This is a genomic window from Collimonas sp. GW821-FHT07E08 (assembly GCF_059418905.1).
Map to the genome: position 1 here is coordinate 3,203 of NZ_JBWKQR010000012.1, position 25,394 is coordinate 28,596.

General features: G+C 64.8%; 7 protein-coding genes. 3 read left to right on the forward strand and 4 right to left on the reverse strand.

Features of this window, described 5'->3' with window-relative positions; genetic code table 11:
• Positions 1-40: 40 nt before the first annotated feature.
• Positions 41-2,014 (reverse strand): phosphocholine-specific phospholipase C, encoded by a 1,974-nt coding sequence (locus AC07RZ_RS16410; protein ID WP_494668717.1) that lies wholly within the window; start codon positions 2,012-2,014, stop codon positions 41-43.
• A gap of 167 nt (positions 2,015-2,181) precedes the next feature.
• Here AC07RZ_RS16410 and AC07RZ_RS16415 point away from each other — a divergent pair, with 167 nt between their 5' ends.
• The gene (locus tag AC07RZ_RS16415; protein ID WP_494668718.1) at positions 2,182-2,700 is read left to right on the forward strand and encodes a class IV adenylate cyclase; all 519 of its coding nucleotides are present in this window, start codon (positions 2,182-2,184) and stop codon (positions 2,698-2,700) included.
• Here AC07RZ_RS16415 and AC07RZ_RS16420 read toward each other — a convergent pair.
• The 3 genes from AC07RZ_RS16420 to AC07RZ_RS16430 form a co-directional block, all read right to left on the reverse strand.
• Positions 2,687-4,288, reverse strand: a complete 1,602-nt coding sequence (locus AC07RZ_RS16420) for a S10 family peptidase (protein WP_494668719.1) — start codon at positions 4,286-4,288, stop codon at positions 2,687-2,689. The genes AC07RZ_RS16415 and AC07RZ_RS16420 overlap by 14 nt on opposite strands.
• A gap of 42 nt (positions 4,289-4,330) precedes the next feature.
• Positions 4,331-5,890 (reverse strand): S53 family peptidase, encoded by a 1,560-nt coding sequence (locus tag AC07RZ_RS16425; protein WP_494668720.1) that lies wholly within the window; start codon positions 5,888-5,890, stop codon positions 4,331-4,333.
• A 193-nt stretch (positions 5,891-6,083) separates the two neighbouring features.
• Entirely contained in the window at positions 6,084-7,352 is a 1,269-nt protein-coding gene (locus AC07RZ_RS16430; RefSeq protein WP_494668721.1) for an MFS transporter, read from the reverse strand.
• Between the two features lie 552 nt (positions 7,353-7,904).
• On the opposite strand from AC07RZ_RS16430, the gene AC07RZ_RS16435 reads away from it, so the two are divergent.
• Both AC07RZ_RS16435 and AC07RZ_RS16440 read left to right on the forward strand, forming a co-directional pair.
• Positions 7,905-24,779, forward strand: coding sequence for an amino acid adenylation domain-containing protein (locus tag AC07RZ_RS16435; protein WP_494668722.1), 16,875 nt, complete (start codon positions 7,905-7,907; stop codon positions 24,777-24,779).
• A 164-nt stretch (positions 24,780-24,943) separates the two neighbouring features.
• Positions 24,944-25,372, forward strand: coding sequence for a TOBE domain-containing protein (locus tag AC07RZ_RS16440; protein ID WP_494668723.1), 429 nt, complete (start codon positions 24,944-24,946; stop codon positions 25,370-25,372).
• The last annotated feature ends 22 nt before the right edge of the window (positions 25,373-25,394 follow it).

Here is a 25,394-nt window from a genome sequence, read left to right on the forward strand (position 1 = left end):
GGGCGGTCGACAGCGCGACCGCCCCGGCCCGGTCACGAACCTACCAGCGCAATACCGGCGGCCTGGTCAAACCCTGGTGGCCTTCGGTGTAGCCGACCATCGACTGCATGAAATTGCTGTCGCCGCCCAGGCTGACCTTCACGTCATACCAGCCGCCGGTGGTATTCAATTGCAGCGTGGCGGTCTGCTTCGCCGCTACCGTGACGGTCTGGGTGACCAGGCTGCCGGAGGTGATGCGGTCCAGCACCGTGAACACCGCGGTATTGGTGGTCGCACTATTGTCGAACAGGATGCTGACCGCCTGCCCGGCGCCATCGTTGCTCAGCTTCACCTGCGGTTCCGGCTGCCCCTGCCACGCGGTGGCGCTGAGATAGCCTTTGAAGCGCCGGTAGAACTGGTTGGGGCCGATCATCTCCAGGTCGTAATAACCGCCGCCGTAGCTGACCACGTGCCAATAGTCGCTGGACGTTGCGTTGGCCGCCATGGTGTACATCCACGGGTTGTCGCTGCGATAGTTGTCGACATTGATTTGCAGCGGCGCCGGCTTGCTGCCGCCGTTGCTCCAGTTGGTCCACACTTGCTGGCCGGCGAAATCCTGCGTCAGCCAGCCGTTGAGCTGGTAGGGCTGCACGCGCAGCGGTTTTTGCCCGGCCTCGTAGGCCGGCATGACGGTGCTGGGTGCGGGCGGAACCGGTTTTGGCAGGCTCTTCTGGGCGTTGGCTTGCGCCGCCAGCGCCACTGTGTCCGGCAACACCGGGAATGCCGCATTGCTGATGGAAAAATCGAAGCAGGAGGTCAGGTCGCCGCAGATGTCGCGCCGCCACTGGCTGATGTTGGGGCAAGTGACGCCGGTCCATTTTTCCAGGAATTGGATGGTCGAGGTGTGGTCGAACACTTCGCTGGCGACCCAGCCGCCGCGGCTCCAGGGCGAGCAGACGATGGTCGGCACCCGCGAGCCGAGGCCGATCGGCACGCCGCTGACGAATTCGTTGGCGGTGCCGGCCGGCGGCGTCGGCGTGGTGACGTGGTCGTAGAAACCGCCGTTCTCGTCGTAGGTATAGATGAATACGGTCTTGGCCCACACCGCCGGATTCGACGCCAGCGCCTGCAGGTACTGGTTGACGTAATCGACGCCGACATTCGGCGAACCGCTGGGGTGCTCGGACTTGGCCGCCGGCGCAACGATCCAGGAGACCGCCGGCAAGGTGTCTTGCATCACGTCGTTCTGGAAATCGGCCAGCACCCGGGTCTGCACGCCGTTGATGTACAGCGGCGAATTGGCCGGCAGGTTCTGGAACTGCTTGAACCACGCCAGGGCGTTGTCGTCGTAATTGTCGACTTCCTGGTAAGTGCGCCAGGAAATGCCGGCGGCCTGCAGCGCTTCAGGATAGGTTTGCCAGGTCAGCGAGCCGTAGGTAAAACCATTGGTGGTGGCCGGCCCGCCGTGCAAGCCTTGCGGATCGATGGTGCCGCTCATCAGGTACAGGCGGTTCGGATTGGTGGAGGTCCGCGCCGAGCAGAAATAGTTGTCGCACAGGGTGAAGGCATCCGCCAGCGCATAGTGGTAAGGAATGTCGTTGCGCGTCATGTAGGTGATCGCATTCATCCCCTTGTTCGGGATCCATTTGTCGCTGCGGCCTTTGTTCCAGGCGGCGGTGCCGCTGGCCAGGTCGTGCGGCACGTCCGACAGCCACTGCGCCGAACTGGTGCTGGAATTCAGGCGCCATGGCGTGTACAGGCTGCCGACGCTGTCGGCCTGGGTGAAGACGTTGCGGCTGGTGGCCTGGAGCGCGGCGGCGTGATCGTCGTTGAAACCGCGCGCGCCTTTGATGGTGCCGAAATAATGATCGAACGAACGGTTTTCCTGGCACAGGATCACGACATGGGCAACCGAGCCCAGCGTGCCGCTCGCCGCGGGCGCCGCCAGCGCTTGCTGCACGGCCGGAGGCAGCATGGTTGCACCCATCGCTGCCACGGAATCTTTGAGGAATTTCCTACGACTTGAGTGCGCCATGTTGTTTCCATAAAGTAAGAATGGCCCGACTCTATACATGAAATATTACGCAACGGTGACGCCCTGATTACGTCTCGGTGACAGATGGCGCAGCAGCCGGAGCGCTGCCTGCCGGCGAAAAGATCCTGCTATGCTTTGCCCGTATCCGACAACCCTGGAAGCAGCACATGGCAAGCAACATAGAAATAAAAGCGCGCATCGACATCACGGCGGAGCTGGTCGCCAGGGTGGCGGCGATGGCAGACGAAGGCCCGCTTGAAATCGCCCAGGACGACACCTTCTTCAACTGCGCCAACGGCAGGCTCAAGCTGCGCGCCTTCGGCGACGGCAGCGGCCAGCTGATTTTCTACCGCCGCGCCGACCGGCAAGGACCAAAGGAATCGTATTACCTGATCTCGGCTACCGCCGAACCGGAACTGCTGCGCGCGGTATTGTCCGAGGCGCACGGGCAAGCCGGCCGGGTCGAGAAGCAGCGCACGCTGTACCTGGCCGGCCGCACCCGCATCCATCTTGACCGCGTCGCAGGCCTGGGCGAATTCCTCGAACTTGAAGTCGTGCTCGGCGCCGGCGAAGCGGCGCAGGCGGGTGTAGACGAAGCGCACGCCTTGATGGCAAGGATCGGCGTCCAGCCCGGGCAGCTGGTCGAGGGCGCCTACGTCGACCTGCTGGCGGCTAGCCGCGCTTGAGCGCCTGCAGCGACCTGATCCTGGCCATCGCCTGGCGGTCCGATGTCGCAGCGTCTATCATCGCCGCCACATCGGCTTTCAAGGCAGTGCGTGAACCCGCTTCCAGGTAGATCATGTGGCCGGACGGATAAAATTTCGCGCTCAGGTTCTTGCGCACGGCCGCATCGGCCAGCGGCATTTTCTGCAAGTCCATCACGGTCTGGTAGAACGGCGTGACAAAATCGTAGTAGCCGTTTGCGGACAGCACTTTCAAGTCGACGTTCAAGCTCATGGTCGCGGCCAGGTCGCCGGCGGTGTACAGGATGATGTCGCCCTTGGCGTCGATGCCTTTCTGGGCGCCGGTCGGATCGGTGTGGCTGAAGTCCCAGTTCTGGAATGCCTTGTCGTTCAGGTCGGTGAACGCGGAATTCGAAGTGAACTTCAAGCCGTCGTTCAGGTAGTTGTTCCACATCGCCGTATACACGCCGGCCACCGCCGTCATGCTGGGATCGTTGCCGCCCGCGTTAGGCGAGATGTCGGCCGCGATGCCGGTGTCGATGCCGGTCACGCGGCCATCGTAGGCGCCCAGCGCCAGCCCCTGGCTCTGCAGCAGGCTGATCAGGAACAGCGTCCTGCCGTGGCTGTCGCCGGCAGTGATGTCCAGCCCCCAGGCCGTCAGGGTGGTCGGGTCGATGCCGGTGAAATCGCTCAGTTTCTGCAGCGTCGCCGGATCGGCCTTGGGAAATTTCTCCAGCGCCGTGGCGTAGTCGCTACGCGCAAACAGCGCGGCGCTCGCCATCAGCGACGGCAGGTCCGCCGGCGCCGGCGTCACGCTGGTTTTCCTGTGATACCAGGCATCCGCCACGGCGGTCGGCAGTGCGCCTACCGGATTGCCGGCTTGCGCATAATCGAGGATCGACGATTGCAGGGTGATGCCGTTCAAGTCCACGCCATCCTCATGCAGCAGGTACGACAGCACCGCGCTGCGCGGCGTGCCATACGATTCGCCGAACAGGAATTTGGGTGAATTCCAGCGGTCGTTGGCGGTCAGGTAACGCTTGATGAATTGCCTGATCGACCGGGCGTCCTGGTCGACGCCCCAGAAATCCTTGTTCTTGAAAGGCGCGATGGCGGCGGAATAACCGGTGCCGACCGGATTGATGAATACCAGGTCGCTCTTGTCGAGCAGGCTGTCGGGATTGTCTTCCAGGGTATACGGCGGCGGCGGCGTGAAGCCAGGCATGGAGGTCTTGATGCGCTTCGGCGCAAACGAGCCCAGCAGCACGAACACCGACGACGAGCCCGGCCCGCCGTTATAGAAGAACGTGACCGGACGCGCATTCAGGTCCTGGCCGTCGACAGTAAACGCGACGTAGAAGATTTTTGCAGCCGGCTGCGAAGTATCGGCATCGACCGCCACCAGGTGGCCGGCGGTGGCGGTGTACTGATAGGCGCGCTTGCCTATCGTGGTGGCGTGATGGGTGACCGCTGCATTCTCGGACGCCTCGGCCACTGAATCGCTCGGCCCGGTGCCGTAGGCGGTCGGGTCGAAACAAGGCTGGTCGCCGGCTGGGTCCGCTGCGCGGGCCGATGCATGGTTGCTGCTCATGGTCTCTCCTTGGTCGAAGTTGCGGTCCGCCGGCCGCCGCTGCTACAGCACGCTTGCCAGTTTCTTGCCGTCCGGGCTGCCCAGTCCGGTGCAGGCGTCCCAGCCGGGCGCCGCGGCAAAGTAGCCGTTGTTGCCCTGCGTGACGTCGTGGAAGGCAGCCTGCTGCTGGTACAGCTTCGGGTTGACGAAGCCGACCGCGCTGCCCTTCACCGTGTTGATACGGGCCAGCAATGCCGCCCACAGCGGCGCCACCGCGCTGGTGCCGCCCACTACTGCATCGGCGCCGTCGATATACACCTGGTAGCCGGTGACCGGATCGGCGTTGCCGGCCACATCCGGCACGCCGCGTTTCGCCAGCGGCTGGTGTCTGCCGTCGCTGCCGGTAAGCACCAGGCTTTTTTGCCAGGCCGGCAGCGCAAACACCGCGCTGACGCCGCCACCGCCGGCGCCGCCCTGCGTGCCGCCGTTCCATACCACCTCGCTCTCGATCGCCTTCCCGGCCGCCTGCAGGCGGGTGCCGCCGCAAGCCAGCACATACGGGCTGGACGCCGGAAAATCGACATGGTTGCCGCCGGCCACGCCGTCGCTCGAACCGCTGTCGCCGGAAGCAACGCACACCGTTACTCCCATCGCGGCCGCCGCCTGCAGCGCTGCATTGAACGATTGCATGGCTTGCTGCGTCCAGCGCGGTTCGGCGCTGCCCCAGCTGATCGAGACGATGGACGGCTTATTGACGTTGTCATGCACGGCGCTGTTGAGCGCGTTGAGGAAACCGGCATCCGTATTGGTCGAAAAATACACCACGATATGCGCTTCGGGCGCCAGCGCGCCGGCAATCTGGATATCCAGCACCACCTCGCCGTCGGCGCCGTTGGCATCGCCGCTGGGCTGGTTGCCGGGGCCGTTCACCGTGACCGCGGTGATCTTCGGCAGCGCGATGCCCAGTTTGGAAAAATAAGCTTGCTGGTCGGCGTCCCGGTAACCGCCGCCCAGTTCGATGATGGCGATGCACTGGCCGGCGCCGAGGTTGTCAGGAAAGTCGTACAGGGATGCAAACTGGGTCGGCAGGAAGGAGGCGGTGGCGGCATTGTGCGGCGCGAAGCGGAACGGCGGCTGCAGGCGGAACAGCGGGCGCGCTTGCGGGCGGTTGTCGAGGCCGACCACCGCCGTCACGATATCCTGCAGCTCGGCCGGGATGTGGACCGCACCGGTGCGGCCCCGATAGTTGCCAAGATGCGATTCGTAACGCTGCAGGTCGACATCGAATACCTGGTTGAACTGCGCCACGCTGCCGCTCAGCGTGACGGTGCTGCAAGCAGGATCTTCGCGCACCACCTGCAATCCATGGTCGCGCGCAAATGCGGTCACCTTGGCGACATCTTGCGGCGAAGCGGAAAATTTCCGGGCGAATTCTTCGCGCGAGAGATGCGCTGCAACCGCCGCGCCCGCGCATTGTTTGTCGACGATGTCGCACAACTCCTGGTCTGCGCTGCGGCGCATGACGATCGTCACTTCGAGCTGCTCGGCGGGGGCGGCGCTGCCGACGCTTTTGGCGCCGGAAGGGAGGCTGCGTTCGCTGCCTGGGAGGGGGATTTTTGCCATAACTGTCAAACTCCGTTTCTGGAACAGATACAGTGAAGACGTGCAGAAAAACATTGCTGCCACCGTCTTGCCGATGGCAGCGTCACGCCTGGTCCAGGTCTGACCGGTGCATGGGGGCACAGTTCCTTTCTGCGTAGAAATATTCTACAGCGGATCCCTGTTTGCCATGCCGCGGCGGCCAATCCGCTGTGCACTAGTTGCGCAGCTTCCTCAAGTCCGGATGCAGCAGCATGAGCATGGCAAACAGCGACAGCAGCATGCCGCTGTATATGAACAGCTGTGACGGCGTCAGGTACAAGATCAGGTAGCCGGCAATCAGCGCCGACAGCGGTGCAATCGTGATCAGGATCAGCATCAGGATGCTGAGCACCCGGCCGTGGAGTTCGGTCGGAATCCGGCGCTGGATCCAGGTGAACAATCCGACCTGCACGTAGCCGGCGCCGACGCCTACCGCAAGCATCAGCGCCAGGCCCACCTCGAGCACATGGGTGAATCCCATGCCGAGCACGGCCATGCCTGCCAGGCCGTCGATCAGGCAGACCGCGACGCCGAGGCTGGCCGTTTTCCTGGCGCGCAAGCCGGAGCACACGATGCCGGCCAGCTGGCCCAGGCCGTTGGCGGCGATCAGTATGCCGAACGCCGAGGCGCCGCCGCCCAGCTGGCGGTCCACCCACAGCGGCAGCCCTACCTGCACCGGGCCGGCCAGCAGCAAGGTGACCACGCCCCAGTAACTGATCAGCGTCCTCAGCACGCGGTCGGACCACAGCCATTTTGCGGCGGGGACGATGGTGGCAAGCAGCGGCACATGATGATCCGGCGCGGCCTGCCGGTGCGGCTGCAAGCGCGGCACGGTGATTGCGGCAAGCAGGAAACAGCACGCATTCAGCAAGAAAACCAGTCCCAGCCCATCCGCCGCCGACGCCAGCAGGCCGGCCAGGAGCGGCCCGCCCAGCATCGACACCTGGGTGACGCCCATGAGCATGGCGTTCGCCGGCTGCAGCTGGCGCGGGTCGATCAGCCTGGGCAACATGGCGACCCGCGCCGGGATCGCAAAAGCGCCCGCCAGTCCCATGCCGCAGGCAAACAGGTAGACCATCCAGAGCGCCAGCAAGTCATGCAGCAGCAACGCGCCGACTGCCGTCAGCAGGACGGTGCCGCCGGCCAGGGCGCATGTCAGCACAGTGCGCGGCGAATGCCGGTCAACCACCACGCCGGCGAACACCAGGAAAAGGATTTTCGGCACCGCCATCACCGCCAGCACCGTGCCCAGCGCCAGGCTGTTGTTGCTCAGCTTCAGCACCAGCCAAGGCAACGCCACCGTCGTCAGCTGCTCGCCCAGGAAGGCGGCGAAGGCCCCCAGCATCAGCAGCAGGAAACCGCGATGCAGCAATACCGGCGGCGGCCCCGCCCGGTCGGCAGGAACCGCGTTTTCCGCTGCGAGTTCTTCGGTCATTTCGGTCATGGCGGGAGCTTGTGCTTTCGAGCAGTCTGGCGTGGCGTGGGAAGGCAAGGCGGGATCCGTGCATTACCGATGCAAATGCTATCAACGTTGTTGAAAATGCAATCAAAAGACTGGGTGCGCATTAGTCTACTGTGATTTTCCGCAATGCAACAGCCTGTGAAAAGTGACAGTTTCGGCGTTTTTTACTTTCTGTACAGTAACAATGTTACTTCGTTTTACTTGCAATAGCGTTATCACTTTTGCCTCGCAACCAGTCAATGCGGCGGCTGGCTGCCTTCCTGGCGCCGCCGCCGAAGGCTGGTTACCGCAACTGGTGTCCGTCACAAACTTGTTTCCAAGCCAAGAGAATTCCATGCGCGCGCTCCCCCTACAGCAGCTTTGTCCATTCTCTCTCGCCACTGAGGCAACCGCCTCCAGCAGCATCCCTTAAGACCCTGCTCCAACCCGAGAATCGACGCCGGCGATCCACATGCCGTGGCAGGCGGCGGCCCGGGAGAAGCAGAACACCTCCTTGATTTCCGATTGTTGTCAAAACACTGCCTAGAGGTTTTTATGTCGAATCCGGTTGAAACACTTGCAGCACCAGGCGCGTTGGCCAACGGCGGACCAGCGTCGGTCCACCCACTTTCTTCCGTGCAGCAAGTGGTCTGGCTGGACCAGATGCTGAATCCGGACATCCCTTACTACAACATCGGACTGGCGGTGCAAATCGACGCGGCCGTCGATCCGCTCATACTGCAGCAGGCCATCCGCCATTTCGCGATGGAAAACGACGCCGCCAGGCTGGTGCTGGTCAAAGCCGGCGGCATGGCGCAGCAGCAGGTGCTGCCGTCGGTGGATTTTGTGCTGCCGGTACTGGATTTTTCCGGCGAAGCCGATGGCGACCTGCATGCCCGGCAGCGCATGGAACAGGTGTTCAAACAGCCGTTCGACCTGTACGGCGGGCTGCTCTGGAAAATGGCGCTGATACGCGTGAGCCCTTCGCGCTATTACTGGCTGCTGTGCTACCACCACCTAGTCGCCGACGGCATCAGTACTTCGCAGAGCTTCACCAGCATCGCCAGCGCCTACAACCGGCTGCTCGGACTGGACGTGACATTGGCCGAAGCCGCGCCCTCCTACCTGGATTTCATCGCCAAGGACCGGGACTATTTTTCTTCCGCGCGGTTTGCGCTCGACAAGGAATTCTGGCGCCAGCGTTTCACGCAGCTGCCGGCGCGGCTGGTTGCCGGCGACAGCGCGCTCGCGGCCAGGCAGCTGGCTCCCAGCGCGCAGCACTACTGGTCTATCGAACGTGCGCGCTTCGACAAGATGACCGCCTTTGCAACGGCACACGGATTTTCCGCGCCGGATTTCATGCTGGCCTTGACCAGCGTGTATTTCGCGCGCGCCAACGACCTCGACGAAGTTGTCATCGGCGTGCCCATCCATAACCGCGGCAACGCGCGCGAAAAAAACACCTTCGGCATGTTCTCGTCGATCATTCCGGTGGGGATCGCACTGGACCGGCAGCAGCCGTTCAGCCAGGCGATGGCAGCCGTTGCCAAGGAATTGCGCCGTTGCTACCGCCATCAGCGCTGCCCGATCGTCGAGATCAACCGCGCCCACAACGTGGTGCAGAACGGCTATCGCCAGCTGTTCGACGTCTCGCTTTCCTATGAAGTCTTCAATACCGATTTCCCCATGGGCGACGGGCTGGCCAGCGGCGTCAAGCTGGACCATGGATTCGAACAGACGCCGCTGGCCCTGTCGGTCCGGGATTTCCACCAGGGCCAGGACGTGCTGGTGGTGTTCGATTACAACACCCGTCATTTCACGCAGGATGAAATCGCCCGGATACAAAGCCGCATGGCCTTGCTGATGGATGCCGTCATCGACGGCGCGGATTGTGCGATAGCCCGGCTGCCGCTGCTCGATGCCGGGGAGCGCCACCAGGTCGTGACGGCCTGGAACGCCACGCAGGCGAGTTATCCATCGTCCCTGCTGCCGCAGCTGTTCGAGGCGCAGGCGGCAAAAACGCCGCAGGCGGCGGCAGTTATACAAGGCGCCGAACAGCTGAGCTACGACGAACTTAATCGCCAGGCCAACCGGCTTGCGCATTACCTGCGCGAACTGGGCGTGCAGCCGGACGACCGGGTCGCGGTCTGCGTCGAGCGCAGCGTATCGATGGTGGTCGGCCTGCTGGGTGTGCTCAAGGCAGGCGCGGCCTATGTGCCGCTGGACCCGGCTTACCCGGCGGACCGGCTGGCGCACATGCTGCACGACAGCGCGCCGCGGGCAGTGCTGACGCAGGCCGGGATCGAAGGCGGCTGGCAGCAGGTCCGGGCAGCGATTCCATCTGGCTTGCCGCTGCTCGATCTGCAGACCCCGGCCTGGAGCGCCTGTCCGGACCACAACCCGGACAGCAGCCGGCTCGCGCCATCCCACCTGGCTTACGTGATCTATACCTCGGGTTCGACCGGCACGCCGAAAGGAGTGATGATTGAACACCGCAACCTGAGCAACCTGGTGCATTGGCACAACGCAGCATTCGAGGTACAGGCGGGCCATCGGACTTCGTGCGTAGCGCGGCTGGGATTCGATGCCGCGGCTTGGGAAATCTGGCCGGGGCTGAGCATCGGCGCAACCCTGCTGCTGCCGGTGCAGGACGACGACGCGGCGACGGTGCTGGCATGGTGGAGCGAACAAACGCTGGATGTCAGTTTCCTGCCGACGCCGATGGCCGAACACGCCCTGCGCAACGGCATCGGCAATCCGCACCTGCGCCGCCTGCTGACCGGCGGCGATCGCTTGCGGCTCGCTCCGCAGGCCGGTTTGCCGTTCTCCCTGGTCAACAACTATGGCCCGACCGAGGCCACGGTGGTCGCCACTTCCGGCAGGCTGGCAGCAACCGACGAGGTCTTGCATATCGGCCGGCCGATTGCCAACGCCCAGGCCTACCTGCTGGATGCCGAGGGTGAGCCGGTGCCGGTCGGCGTGGCAGGCGAGCTGCACATCGGCGGCGCCGGCGTAGCGCGCGGCTACCTGAACCAGCCGGAACTGACCGAACAGCGCTTCGTTCCCGATCCATTCTCGCCGCAACCCGGCGCACGCCTGTACAAGACCGGCGACCTGGCGCGCTGGCAGGCCGACGGCAACCTGGTTTACCTGGGCCGCAACGATTTCCAGGTCAAGATCCGCGGCTTCCGCATCGAACTGGGCGAAATCGAAACCCAGCTGGCTTCCCATCCGGCCATCCGCGAAGCGGTGGTCATCGTGCGCGAAGACACGCCCGGCGACCAGCGCCTGGTGGCCTACATCGTGGCCGACCAGGAAATCGAGGCCGCGGCGCTGCGCACGCATCTTGGCCTCAGCCTGCCCGACTACATGGTGCCGGCGGCTTATGTCACGCTGGCGGCGCTGCCATTGACGCCGAACGGCAAGCTGGACCGCAAGAACCTGCCGGCGCCCGGCGGCGATGCTTACGCCTTCAACGGATATGCCGCGCCAGAGGGAACAACCGAAACCGTCCTGGCGGCGATCTGGTCGGAGCTGCTGCAGATCGACCGCATCGGCCGCCATGACAATTTCTTCTCGCTGGGCGGCCATTCGCTGCTGGCCGTGACGCTGGTGGAAAGGATGCGCCAGCAAGGTTTGCAGGCGGAGGTGCGCGCGCTGTTCGCCGCGCCGACCCTGGCCGGACTGGCCGCCGCCATCGGTGCGGAGAGCCGCCTGGTTGCCGCGCCTCCCAGCCTGATTCCCGCCGGCTGCGAATGCATCACGCCGGCGATGCTGCCGATGGTGGCGTTGACCGATGCAGAAATTGCCCATGTGGCCGACAAGGTTCCCGGCGGTGCCGCCAACGTGCAGGATATCTACCCGCTGGCGCCGCTGCAGGAAGGCATCCTGTTCCATCACATGATGGCCAAGGAAGGCGATCCCTATCTGCTGGTCGGCATGACCGGCTTCGATACGCGGGACCGGCTGGCGTCCTACCTGACGGCATTGCAAGGCGTGATACAGCGCCACGACGTGCTGCGCACCGCCATCGTCTGGGAGGGCGTGCCGGAACCGCTGCAGGTAGTCTGGCGCTCGGCGCCGCTGGTGCAGGAGGAACTGATGCTCGATCCGGCCGACGGCGATATCGCCGGCCAGCTGCGCGCCCGTTTCGATCCGCGCCATACCCGCCTCGACCTGTCGCAGGCGCCATTGATGCGCACCAGTTTTGCCTACGACTCTTTACAAAATCGCTGGGTGCTGCTGACCCTGATCCACCACCTGGTGAACGACCACACCACTCTGGAAGTAGTCCGCGCCGAAATCGCCGCGCATTTGCTGGGACAGCAAGCGCAGTTGCCGGTCCCGCTGCAATTCCGCAACCATGTGGCGCAGGCGCGGTCCGGCGCCAGCACCGAGGCGCACGAAACTTTCTTCCGCCGGATGCTGGGCGACGTCGACGAGCCAACCGCGCCGTTCGGTTTGCTGGAAGTGCATGGCGACGGCGGCGGACTGGAAGAGAGCCACGTGCAGCTCGACGCCAGGCTGTCGCAGCGCTTGCGGCAGCAGGCGCGGCAACTGGGCGTCAGCGCAGCCAGCCTGTTCCATCTCGCATGGGGCCAGGTGCTGGCGCGGGTCGCCAACCGCAGCGACGTCGTGTTCGGCACGGTGCTGTTCGGCCGCATGCAGGGCGGCGAAGGCGCCGACCGCATGATGGGCTTGCTGATCAATACCCTGCCGCTGCGGATCAGCATCGATGCCCAAGGCGCGGCGGCAAGCGTGCGGCGCACCCACGCCTTGCTGGTGGAACTGATGGAACACGAACATGCCTCGCTGGCACTGGCGCAGCGCGCCAGTGCGATTGCAGCGCCGCAGCCCTTGTTCTCGGCCTTGCTCAACTATCGCCACAGCATGCCCAGCCAGGCAGCGCCCTCCGAGCAAGAAGCCTGGAACGGCATTACCCGGATTTCAGGCGAGGAACGCAGCAACTATCCCTTGAGCCTGTCGGTGGACGACCTCGGATCCGGCTTCTCCCTGACCGCGCAAGTGACGCCTGCGGTCGGCGCATTGCGCGTGTGCGGTTTCATGGAGACCGCGCTGGAACGCCTGGTGGCGGCGCTGGAGACGACGCCGGAGCGCGCCATCAACAGCATAGACGTGCTGCCGGCAACAGAGCGCCGGCAGATCGTCGAAACGTGGAACGCAAACCAGCCCAGCTATCCCGGGCAATTGCTGCCGCAGCTGTTCGAAGCGCAGGCCGCAAAGACACCGCAGGCGGTGGCAGTGACGCATGGCGCCGAACAGCTGAGCTACGCCGAACTCAACCGCCAGGCCAACCGGCTGGCGCACTACCTGCGCGAACTGGGCGTGCAGCCGGACGACCGGGTCGCGATCTGCGTCGAGCGCGGCATATCGATGGTGGTCGGTTTGCTGGCCGTGCTGAAGGCAGGCGCGGCCTATGTGCCGCTCGATCCGGCTTATCCGGCCGACCGCCTGGCGCACATGCTCAACGACAGCGCGCCGCGGGTAGTGCTGACGCAGGCCGGGATCGAAGGCAGCTGGCCGCAGGTGAAAGCGACGATTGCACCCGGCCTGCCGCTGCTGGACCTGCAGGCGCCGGCCTGGAGCGCCTATCCGGACTACAATCCCGACAGCAGCCACCTGGCGCCGTCAGACATGGCCTACGTGATCTACACCTCGGGCTCGACCGGCATGCCGAAAGGCGTGATGGTCGAACATCGCAATGTAACGCGCCTGTTTGCGGCGACCGACGCCTGGTTCCATTTCGATTCGCAAGATGCCTGGAGTCTGTTCCATTCCTTCGCCTTCGATTTCTCGGTATGGGAAATCTGGGGCGCCTTGCTGCATGGCGGGCGCCTGGTGGTGGTGCCCCTGGAAACAGCACGTTCGGCGGAAGATTTCTATCGCCTGTTATGCCGCGAAAAAATAACCATCCTCAACCAGACGCCAAGCGCCTTCCGTCAGCTGATTGCAGCGCAAGGCGGCAGCGCCGAAACGCACCGGCTGCGGCATGTGATTTTCGGCGGCGAAGCGCTGGAACCGGCAACCCTGGCCCCGTGGTACGCGCAAAACCAGGGCTGCGCCACGCGCCTGATCAATATGTACGGGATTACGGAAACCACTGTCCACGTTACCTACCAGCCGATTGAAGCGGCCGACACCGCGCGCGGCGGCGTCAGTCCGATCGGCGTGCGCATCCCGGACCTCAGCGTGTACCTGCTGGATGCCCGAGGCGAACCGGCGCCGGTCGGCGTGCCCGGCGAACTGTACATCGGCGGCGCCGGCGTGGCGCGCGGCTACCTGAACCGGCCGGAACTGACCGAGCAGCGCTTCATTCCCGATCCATTCTCGCAACAGCCGGATGCGCGCCTGTACAAGACCGGCGACCTGGCGCGCTGGCAGGCCGACGGCAACCTGGTTTACCTGGGCCGCAACGATTTCCAGGTCAAGATCCGCGGCTTCCGCATCGAACTGGGCGAAATCGAAACCCAGCTGGCGGCGCATGCAGCGATCCGCGAGGCGGTCGTCATCGCGCGCGAAGATATTCCCGGCGACAAGCGCCTGGTGGCCTACATCGTGGTCCATGAAGAAGTCGACGCCGAAACCTTGCGCGCGCACCTGAACCTCAACCTGCCGGACTACATGGTGCCGGCGGCTTATGTCACGCTGCCGGCCTTGCCGTTGACGGCGAACGGCAAGCTGGACCGCAAGAACCTGCCGGCGCCGGATAGCGGCGCCTACGCCGTGAGCGGTTATGAAGCGCCGCAGGGTGAAACCGAGATGGCGCTGGCGGCCATCTGGTCTACCCTGCTGCAGGTCGACCGCATCGGCCGCCACGACAATTTCTTTTCGCTGGGCGGCCATTCGCTGCTGGCTGTCAGCTTGATGGAAAAAATGCGCCAGCAAGGCCTGCAGGCAGAGGTGCGCGCGCTGTTCGCCGCGCCGACCCTGGCCGGACTGGCCGCCGCCATCGGCGAGGAGAGCCGCCTGGTCGCTGTCCCGGCCAGCCTGATCCCGGCCGGATGCGAGCTCATCACACCGGCAATGCTGCCGATGGCTGCCTTGAGCAGCGTTGAAATTGACCGCGTGGTCGACAGCGTCCCCGGCGGCGCCGCCAATGTGCAGGATATCTATCCGCTGGCGCCGCTGCAGGAAGGAATCCTGTTCCATCACCTGATGGCCCAGGACGGCGATCCCTATCTGCTGGTCGGATTGACCGCTTTCGATACGCGGGCGCGCCTCGATGGATATCTGGCAGCCCTGCAAGGCGTGATGCAGCGCCACGACGTACTGCGCACCGCGATTGTCTGGGAAGGCGTACCCGAACCGCTGCAGGTGGTCTGGCGCTCGGCGCCGCTGGTGCAGGAGGAACTGATGCTCGATCCAGCCGACGGCGACGTCGCCGCCCAGCTGCGCGCCCGTTTCGATCCGCGCCACACCCGCCTCGACCTGTCGCAGGCGCCCCTGATGCGGACCAGCTTTGCCTACGACTCTGTACAGGAACGCTGGGTGTTGCTGACCCTGATGCATCACCTGGTGAGCGACCATACCACCCTGGAAGTAGTGCGCGCCGAAATCGCCGCGCATTTGCAAGGACAGCAAGCGCAGCTGCCGGTCCCGCTGCAGTTCCGCAATTACGTAGCGCAGGCCCGGCTGGGCGGCAACATCGAGGTGCATGAAGCCTTCTTCCGCCGGATGCTGGGCGACGTCGATGAGCCAACCGCGCCGTTCGGCTTGCTGGAAGTGCATGGCGACGGCGGCGGACTGGAAGAAGGCCATGTGCAGCTCAGTGCAGCGCTGTCAAAGCGTCTGCGGCAGCAGGCGCGGCAACTGGGCGTCAGCGCAGCCAGCCTGTTCCATCTTGCATGGGGCCAGGTGCTGGCGCGGATCGCCAACCGCAGCGACGTCGTGTTCGGCACCGTGCTGTTCGGCCGCATGCAAGGCGGCGAAGGCGCCGACCGCATGATGGGCTTGCTGGTCAATACCCTGCCGCTGCGGATCAGCATCGATGCGCAAGGCGCGGCGGCAAGCGTGCGGCATACGCATGCCTTGCTGACCGAACTGATGGAACACGAACATGCCTCGCTGGCGCTGGCGCAGCGCGCCAGTGCGATTGCCGCGCCGCAGCCCTTGTTCTCGGCCTTGCTCAACTATCGCCACAGCGTGCTTGGCGAAACCACAGCCGCCGAGCAGGCAACCTGGGAAGGCATCACCCAGATTTCGGGAGAGGAACGCAGCAATTATCCGTTGACCCTGTCGGTGGACGACCTCGGATCCGGCTTCGCCTTGACCGCGCAAGTGACGCCTGAGGTCGGCGCATTGCGCGTGTGCGGTTTCATGCAGACCGCGCTGGAACGCTTGGTGGCGGCGCTGGAGACAACCCCGGAACGTGCCGTCAACAGCATCGATGTCATGCCGGCCGCCGAACGCCACCAGGTCGTCAGCAGCTGGAACGCAACAAAAACCAGGCAGCCGGCGCCATTGTTGCCGCAGCTGTTCGAGGCGCAGGCCGCGAAGACGCCGCAAGCAGTCGCGGCGGTGCACGGAACGGCGCAGCTGAGCTATGCCGAACTCAATCGCCAGGCTAACCAGCTGGCGCATCACCTGCGGCAGCTGGGAGTCAAGCGCAATGACCGCATAGCGCTGCAGCTGGAGCGTTCGCTGCCGCTGCTTGTCGCCATACTGGCGATCCTCAAATGCGGCGCCGCCTATGTGCCGATCGACGCCGGCCTGCCCGACGAGCGCAAGATCTTCATGGCGAACGACAGCAACGCCACCCTGCTCCTGGCGCACAGCTCAGGCCGCTGGCCGGCGCAAGCTCCACTGGCCAGGCTCGACCTGGACCATATCGCCGCCAGCGCCTATGCCGCCGACAACCTGACGCCGGGCGGCGACGACGATACGATCGCCTACATCATGTACACCTCCGGCTCGACCGGGCAGCCGAAGGGCGTGATGGTGCCCCATCGCGGCATCAAGCGCCTGGTGCTGGAAAACGGCTACGCCGCATTCGACGCCAGCGACCGCATCGCATTCGCCGCCAATCCGGCCTTCGACGCCTCGACCGTCGAAATCTGGGGCGCCTTGCTGAACGGCGGGCGCATCGTGGTAATCGACAAAGAAATATTCCTTGATCCGCTGCACCTGGCCGATGCGCTTGAACGGCAAGGCATCACCACGCTGTTCCTGACGACCGCGGTGTTCAACCAATGCGCAGCGGCCGCGCCGGATGCGTTCGGCCGCCTGCGTTTCCTGATGACCGGCGGCGAACGCTGCGATCCGGTGGCGTTTGCGCGTGTGCTGGAAGCCGGCAAACCCGGGCACCTGATCCACTGCTACGGGCCGACCGAAGCGACCACCTACGCCACTACATACGAAGTCAGCGCGGTCGATGCAAGCCAGGCAACCATACCGATAGGCCGGCCGATCGCCAGCACCCAGGTGTACCTGCTGGACGCGCATGGCGAGCCGGTGCCGGTTGGCGTGGCGGGCGAGATGTATATCGGCGGCGCCGGCATAGCGCGCGGTTACCTCAATCGCGAAGAATTGACGGCGGAACGCTTCATTCCGGACCGTTTCAGCGGCCAGCCAGGCGCCTTGCTGTACCGTACCGGCGACCTGGCGCGCTGGCAGGCCGACGGCAACCTGGTGCACCTGGGACGCAACGACTTCCAGGTCAAGATCCGCGGTTTCCGCATTGAACTGGGCGAGATCGAAGCCAAGTTGGCATCGCATCCGGCAGTACGCGAGGCGGTGGTGATTGCACGCGAAGACAATCCTGGCGACAAGCGCCTGGTGGCATATATCATCGCCAGCGAAGAAATCGACGCCGCGGCCTTGCGCTCCCACCTGAGCGTCAGCATGCCCGAGTACATGGTGCCGGCGGCGTACGTCATGCTGGCGGCGCTGCCGCTGACGCCGAACGGCAAGCTGGACCGGAAACACTTGCCGGCACCCGAGGCCGACGCTTACGCTGCGAGCGGTTATGTCGCACCGGAAGGCGAAACCGAAATCGCCCTGGCGGCGATCTGGTCGCAACTGCTGCGGGTCGACCGCATCGGCCGCCACGACAATTTCTTTTCGCTGGGCGGCCATTCGCTGATAGCGGTGCAGATGATTTCGCGCATCAGGCAGGCGTTCGCCGTCGAGGTAGCGATCAGCACCCTGTTCGCGTATCCGGTGCTGCGCGATTTTTCCGCGCAGCTGCCGGCCGGCGGCCAGAGCGCGCGGCCGCCGCTGACCGCCGCCACCGCCGCCGAGCGCGAACAGCTGTCGTTCGCCCAGCAGCGCTTGTGGTTCCTGGAACAGATGGGCGGGGTCAGCCATGCCTATCACATCCCGCTGGGCCTGCAGCTGCGCGGCGAACTTGACCGGGTGGCCCTGGTCCAGGCGCTGGAGCGCCTGGTGTTCCGCCACGAAGCGCTGCGCACCAGCTTTGCTGCAAAAGAAGGCCACGGCGCGATCCAGCGCGTGGCAGCCGCGGACGTCAGCCATTTCCATCTGCTGGAACACGACTTGCGGCACCATCCGGAGCGCGATGCGGAGCTGGAGCGCCTGCTTGCCGTGGAAGCGGCGCGGCCGTTCGACCTGGCCCAGGGCCCGCTGATCCGCGGCTTGCTGCTGCAAGAAACGCGGACCCGGCACACGCTCTTGATCACGGCCCACCATATCGTTTCAGACGGCTGGTCGACAGCTATCCTGCTCGATGAAATCAACGCGCTCTACAACGCCTACCACGAAGGTCGCCATGACCCGCTGCCGCCGCTGACGGTGCAATATCCCGATTACGCGGCATGGCAAAGGCGCTGGATGAGCGGAGCGGTGCTGGAACAGCAGGCGGCGTACTGGAAGCAGAGCCTGGCAGGCGCGCCGACCTTGCTCGAAGTGCCGGCAGATTATCCGCGCCCGCCGCAGCAAGACTATGCCGGCTCCAGCATCGATACAACGCTGGACGCCACGCTGACGCGCAAACTGAAAGCACTGAGCCAGCGCCACGGCAGCACCCTGTACATGACGCTGCTGGGCAGCTGGGCCTTGCTGCTGGGCCGGCTGGCGGGACAGGATGATGTCGTCATCGGCACCCCGGCGGCCAACCGCAGCCAGCAGGAAGCAGAGGGCTTGATCGGCTTTTTCGTCAACACGCTGGCGCTGCGCATCCGCCTGCCGGAAAACGCAACGGTTGCCACGCTGCTGGCGCATGTCAGGCAGCAAGCGCTGGCGGCGCAGCAGCACCAGGAAATCCCGTTCGAGCAAGTGGTGGAACATACCCATCCGGTGCGCAGCATGGCGCACAGCCCCCTGTTCCAGGTGATGTTTGCATGGCAGAACGCGCCGCAAGGCAAGCTGCAGCTGTCCGGGCTGGAGCTGGCGCCGCTGGCCGTCAGGCAGGTCACGGCAAAATTCGACCTGACCTTGGCGCTGGCCGAATCGGGCGATGCGGTAACCGGCTCGCTGGAATATGCGACAGCCTTGTTTGAGCAAGGCACGGTGCAGCGCTACCTGGGTTATTGGCATCGCCTGCTGCAAGCGATGGTCGCCGACGATGGGCAGCAGATCGCCAGCCTGCCGTTGGCAGGTGAAGCGGAACGCCGGCTATTGGATGGCTGGAATGCAACCCAGGTGGCGTATCCGGAGCGTGAATCGCTGTTGCATCAGTTATGCGAAGCGCAAGCCGCGCGGACGCCGCAAGCGGTAGCGGTGGAACAGGGAACGCAGCAGCTGAGCTATGCCGAACTCAATCGCCAGGCCAACCAGCTGGCGCATTACCTGCGCGAGCTGGGCGTGCAGCCGGACGACCGGGTGGCGATCTGCGCCGAACGCAGCCTGGCCATGGTGGTTGCCCTGCTGGCAGTGCTGAAGGCCGGCGCTGCCTACGTGCCGCTGGATCCGGCCTATCCGGCGGACCGCCTGGCGCACATGCTCAGCGACAGCGGACCGCGCGTGGTATTGACGCAAGCCGGGATCGAAGGCGGCTGGCAGCAGGTCCTGACAGCGATTCCAGAGGGCTTGCCGGTGCTCGACCTGCAAGCGTCAAGCTGGGATGCCTATCCAGGCCACAATCCGGACAGCAGCCATCTCACGCCGTCAGACCTGGCGTACGTGATCTACACCTCGGGTTCGACCGGAAAACCGAAGGGCGTGATGAACGAGCATCGCGGCGTGGTCAACCGCATGCTGTGGATGCAGCAGGCTTACGGCTTGGAACAGCACGACGTGGTGCTGCAAAAGACGCCTTTCAGTTTCGACGTCTCGGTGTGGGAATTCTTCTGGCCGCTGATCGTCGGCGCCAAGCTGGTGATGGCCAAGCCGGATGGCCACAAGGATCCGCGTTACCTGAGCGAAGTCATCCGTGCCGCCGGCGTGACCACGCTGCATTTCGTGCCATCCATGCTGCAAGTATTCGCCGCGCATGGCGAGGCGGCAAGCTGCACCGGCATCGTCCGCGTGATGTGCAGCGGTGAAGCGCTACCGGCAGCGCTGGTGCGCAGCTTCCATGCGCTGCTGCCGCAAGCCCGGCTGCATAACCTGTACGGCCCTACCGAAGCCGCGGTCGATGTCACTGCGTGGACTTCCGCTGCGGGAGAAGCCAAGGCGCTGATTCCTATCGGCAAGCCGATTGCCAATACCAGCATCCACATCCTCGACGCCCTCGGCCAGCCGGCGCCGATCGGTGTCGCCGGCGAACTGCATATCGGCGGTGTGCAAGTGGCGCGCGGTTACTTGAACCGGCCGGAACTGACCGAGCAGCGCTTCATTCCCGATCCGTTCTCGCCACAGCCCGGCGCCCGCCTGTACAAGACCGGCGACCTCGCGCGCTGGCAAGCCGACGGCAACCTGGCCTACCTCGGGCGCAACGACTTCCAGGTCAAGATCCGCGGCTTCCGCATCGAGCTGGGCGAGATCGAAACCCAGCTGGCTTCCCATCCGGCGATCCGCGAGGCGGTGGTGATCGCGCGCGAAGACATTCCCGGCGACAAGCGCCTGGTGGCCTACATCGTGGCCGACGAAGAAATCGGCGCCGAGACCCTGCGCGCGCACCTTGGCAGCAGCATGCCGGACTACATGGTGCCGGCCGCCTATGTCACGCTGGCAGCGCTGCCATTGACGCCGAACGGCAAGCTGGATCGCAACAGCCTGCCGGCCCCGGACGGCGGCGCCTACGCCGCCAACGGTTATGCAGCGCCGGAAGGAGAAAGCGAAACCGCCCTGGCGGCCATCTGGTCGGAGCTGCTGCGGGTCGAGCGTGTCGGCCGCCACGACAACTTCTTCTCCCTCGGCGGGCATTCGCTGCTGGCGGTGCAGATGATGTCGCGCATCCGGCAGGCGTTCGGCGTCGAAGTAGCGTTGAGCACCCTGTTCATGCATCCGTTTTTTGCCGACTTTGCCGCGCAGCTGCCCGGCAGCGACGCCAGCATCCGGCCGGCGATGACGCTCGCCACCGGCGCCGAGCGGGAACAACTGTCGTTCGCCCAGCAGCGCTTGTGGTTCCTGGAGCAGATGGGCGAAGTGCGCCAGGCGTACCATGTGCCGCTGGCCCTGCAGCTGCGCGGCGAACTCGACCGGGTGGCCCTGGTCCAGGCGCTGGAGCGGCTGGTGTTCCGCCACGAAGCGCTGCGCACCAGCTTTATCCCGCAGCACGGCCAAGGTGCGATACAGCAGGTCGCAGCGGCTGACGTCAGCCATTTTCATTTGCTGGAGCACGACTTGCGGCACCATCCCGAACGCGACGCCGAACGGGAACGCCTGATCGCCGCGGAAGCCGCCGCACCGTTCGACCTGGCCCGCGGCCCGCTGATCCGCGGCCGCCTGCTGCAAGAGACGCGCACCCAGCACACGCTGCTGGTGACCATGCACCATATCGTTTCGGACGGCTGGTCGCTCGGCGTGCTGCTCAACGAAGTCAGCGCTCTGTATAACGCCTACCGGCAAGGCGAGCACGATCCGTTGCCGGCCCTGGCCGTGCAATATCCTGACTACGCGGCATGGCAGCGCCGCTGGATGAGCGGCACGGTGCTAGAACAGCAGACCGCGTACTGGACCGAAAACCTGGCCGGCGCGCCGACCTTGCTGGAACTGCCGACCGATTACCCGCGTCCGCCGCAGCAAGACTATGCCGGCGCCTGGGTCGACACCGTGCTGGATAGCGATCTGACGAAAAAGCTCAAGGCGCTGAGCCAGCGCCACGGCACCACCCTGCACATGACGCTGCTGGGCAGCTGGGCGCTGCTGCTGGGCCGGCTGGCGGGACAGGACGATATCGTCATCGGCACCCCGGCGGCGAACCGCAGCCAGCAGGAAGTGGAAGGCTTGATCGGTTTCTTTGTCAACACGCTGGCGCTGCGCATCCATCTGCCCGAGCAGGCGACGGTAGGCACGCTGCTGACCCATGTGAAGCAGCAATCCGTGGCCGCGCAGCAGCACCAGGAAATTCCTTTCGAGCAGGTGGTCGAGCATACGCACCCGGTGCGCAGCATGGCGCACAGTCCGCTGTTCCAGGTGATGTTCGCCTGGCAGAACGCGCCGCGAGGCAGGCTCAGCCTGGCTGGCCTGGAAATGACGCAGCTGCCGTTCAAGCAGGTCACCGCGAAGTTTGACCTGACCCTGTCGCTGGGCGAATCGGACGACGCCATCGCCGGCGTCCTGGAATATGCCACGGCGCTGTTCGAACGCGGCACCGTGGAGCGTTACCTGGGTTATTGGCAGCGCCTGCTGCAAGCGATGGTCGAGGACGATGCGCAGCAGATCGCGCGCCTGCCGCTGCTGGGCGCCGCCGAACGCCACCAGATCGTCACGGCGTGGAACGCCACCGGCGCCGGCAATCCGCAAGACTTGCTGCCGCAGCTGTTCGAAGCACAGGCGGCCAAGACGCCGCAGGCGATTGCAGTAGTGCATGGCGCCGAGCAGCTGAGCTACGCCGGACTCAACCGCCGCGCCAACCAGCTGGCGCACTACCTGCGTGAGCTGGGTGTCAAGCCCGGCGACCGGGTGGCCCTGCATCTTGACCGTTCATCGCAACTGGTGGTTGCCGAACTGGCAATCCTGAAATGCGGCGCCGCCTATGTGCCGATCGATCCGGCGCTGCCCGATGAACGCAAGGTATTCATGGCAAGCGACAGCAGCGTCCGCCTGGTCCTGGCCCTGGAGGACGGCAACTGGCCGGCACTGGCCACGGTAGCCAGGGTCAACCTCGACGGCTCGCCGGAAACCGCATGCGCCGCGGATAACCTGGCGCCGGCGGGCGATAACGGCACGATCGCCTACATCATGTACACCTCGGGTTCGACCGGGCAGCCGAAGGGCGTGATGGTGCCCCACCGCGGCATCAAGCGCCTGGTGCTGGAAAACGGCTACGCCGCATTCGACGCCAGCGACCGCATCGCATTCGCCGCCAATCCGGCCTTCGACGCCTCGACCATGGAAATCTGGGGCGCCTTGCTCAACGGCGGACGGATCGTCGTGATCGACAAGGAGGTATTCCTCGATCCGTTCCGGTTTGCCGGGGCGCTGGAACAGCACGCTGTCACTGCGCTGTTCATCACCACCGCCGTATTCAACCAATGCGCGGCGATCGTGCCGGATGCATTCGGCACGCTGCGTTACCTGCTGACCGGCGGCGAACGCTGCGATCCGGCGGCGTTTGCGCGCGTGCTGGACGCCGGCAAACCCGGGCACCTGATCCACTGCTACGGGCCGACCGAAACCACTACCTATGCGACCACTTATGAAATCACGGCGGTCGACCCCGCCCAGGCCACCATACCGATAGGCCGGCCGATCGCCAACACCCAGGTATATCTGCTGGATACCCACGGCGAGCCGGTGCCGGTTGGCGTGACGGGTGAGATCTATATCGGCGGCGCGGGCGTAGCCTGCGGTTACCTGAACCGTCCCGAGCTGACGGAAGAAAGGTTCGTTCCGGATCGCTTCTCCGGACTGCCCGGCGCGCTGTTGTATCGCACCGGCGACCTGGCGCGCTGGCAGGCCGACGGCAACCTGGTGCACCTGGGACGCAACGACTTCCAGGTCAAGATCCGCGGTTTCCGCATCGAGCTGGGCGAGATCGAAGCCAAGCTGGCCTTGCATCCGGCGGTGCGCGAAGCGGTGGTGATCGCGCGCGAGGACAATCCTGGCGACAAGCGCCTGGTGGCCTATGTGGTCGCGCATGAAACTGCCGGCATGGAAACAGTCGATGCCGAAACGCTGCGCGCCTACCTGAGCGTCAACATGCCGGAGTACATGGTGCCGGCAGCGTATGTCATGCTGGCGGCGCTGCCGCTGACGCCGAACGGCAAGCTGGACCGCAAGCACCTCCCTGTGCCTGCGGCGGACGCCTATGCGGTCGGCGGTTATGTGGCGCCCGAGGGAGAAATCGAAACGGTCCTGGCCGGCATCTGGTCGGAACTGCTGCAGATCGAACGCATCGGCCGCCACGACAATTTCTTCTCGCTGGGCGGGCATTCCCTTTCGATATTGCAGGTCGTGAACCTGCTCAAGCAAAAAGGCGTGCGGATTTCAGCCAGCGACGTGTTTACCTATCCGACCGTCGCCGGGCTGGCCGAACACATCGCGCAGCTGAATCCGCTGGAGACGGAAAACGCTGCCGTGCCGATCCGCGCCGGCGGCCGGCAACGCCCCTTGTTCCTGATGCACGAAGGCTCGGGCTTGCTGATTTATGCGCATATGCTGGCAACCCATATCCATCCCGACATCCCGGTCTACGGCTTGCCGCCGGTGCCGCTGGAACAGCCGCAGCTGTCGACGGTGCAGGGCATGGCGGTGCGCGCGGCCGGCCTGATCCGGGCGGTGCAGCCGAACGGCCCCTACCGGCTGGCCGGCTGGTCGTTTGGCGGAGCGCTGGCTTACGAAGTAGCGCAACAGTTCCTCAATGCAGGCCAGGAGGTCGAGTTTATCGGGCTGTTCGATACCCACTGCTCCATCGGCGACGACGACGAGCGCGAATGGAAACTGGGCGACAAGCAGCTGATGCTGACGCTGCTGGAGGCTGCCGCCGGCAACGATCCAGTGCTCAAGGCCGCGATGGAAAAGCTGAAAGCGGCCGCGCCGGATATCGATGTCCCCACCCTGCTGCAGATGGCCAGGCGGAACGGCCTGTTTCCGGCCGGGTTTTCCTTGCAGGGCTTGCTACAGCTGATGGAGAACAGCCGCACCATCATCCGTGCCTACGGCGACTATGCGGCGCAGCCGATCGGCGTTCCGGTGCACTTCTACAGCGCCGAGGGCGATACCGTCAACGAGCCTCTGCGCGGCTGGGGCGCCGTGGTGCCGGAAATGCTGCTGCGGCTGGTGCCGGTGCCGGGCACCCACCAGTCGATGATGATTTCACCGCATATCGAGGTTTTTGCGCATGCATTGAATACCGCCTTGCAGCCGGCAAGGCAGGAAGGAGTACTGGCATCCCTGCAGCCCTGACACAGGACGTTGCAACAGGCAAACTTCCGGCTGGCCGGCTATCACCGTCGGCTGATAGCCATTAGCAGCCGGAAGCGAATGCCCGGACGGCACGGTGGGGTATGATAAAACTCCTCGGCTCCAGGCCCCGGGCTTGGCGCTTAACCTGATTCAAGGAGCAAGAAATGCTGACCAGTGCGCGCAACGAATTCACAGGCAAAGTGACCGCCATCCAAGAAGGCGCGGTCAACGATGAAGTCGAGATCACCCTCCCCGGCGGCGACCGCATCGTTGCGGTCATCACCCGGGAAAGCACCAAATACCTGGAACTGAAGCCGGGCGCGGAAGCACTGGCGCTGGTGAAGGCGCCATGGATCATCCTGTCTGCGCCCGACGCCGGCATCAAGTTCTCTACCCGCAACCGCCTGCAAGGCACGGTCAAGGCAGTGAAAGCCGGCGCGGTGAATACGGAAGTCGAAGTCAGCCTGAACGGCGGCGCGACGCTGGTGGCCATCATTACCCAGGAAAGCGCGACCAGCCTCGGCCTCGCAGCCGGCAAACCGATCGTGGCGATTTTCAAGGCATCGCACGTAATCGTCGGCGTCAAGACCTGAGCGCGGCGACCGGCAGCCGCAG

What these genes read in the sequence shown, in the direction of transcription:
- AC07RZ_RS16410 (WP_494668717.1), bottom strand. Translation starts at nt 2,014, where the DNA reads ATGGCGCACTCAAGTCGTAGGAAATTCCTCAAAGATTCCGTGGCAGCG.
- AC07RZ_RS16415 (WP_494668718.1), top strand. Translation starts at nt 2,182, where the DNA reads ATGGCAAGCAACATAGAAATAAAAGCGCGCATCGACATCACGGCGGAG.
- AC07RZ_RS16420 (WP_494668719.1), bottom strand. Translation starts at nt 4,288, where the DNA reads ATGAGCAGCAACCATGCATCGGCCCGCGCAGCGGACCCAGCCGGCGAC.
- AC07RZ_RS16425 (WP_494668720.1), bottom strand. Translation starts at nt 5,890, where the DNA reads ATGGCAAAAATCCCCCTCCCAGGCAGCGAACGCAGCCTCCCTTCCGGC.
- AC07RZ_RS16430 (WP_494668721.1), bottom strand. Translation starts at nt 7,352, where the DNA reads ATGACCGAAATGACCGAAGAACTCGCAGCGGAAAACGCGGTTCCTGCC.
- AC07RZ_RS16435 (WP_494668722.1), top strand. Translation starts at nt 7,905, where the DNA reads ATGTCGAATCCGGTTGAAACACTTGCAGCACCAGGCGCGTTGGCCAAC.
- AC07RZ_RS16440 (WP_494668723.1), top strand. Translation starts at nt 24,944, where the DNA reads ATGCTGACCAGTGCGCGCAACGAATTCACAGGCAAAGTGACCGCCATC.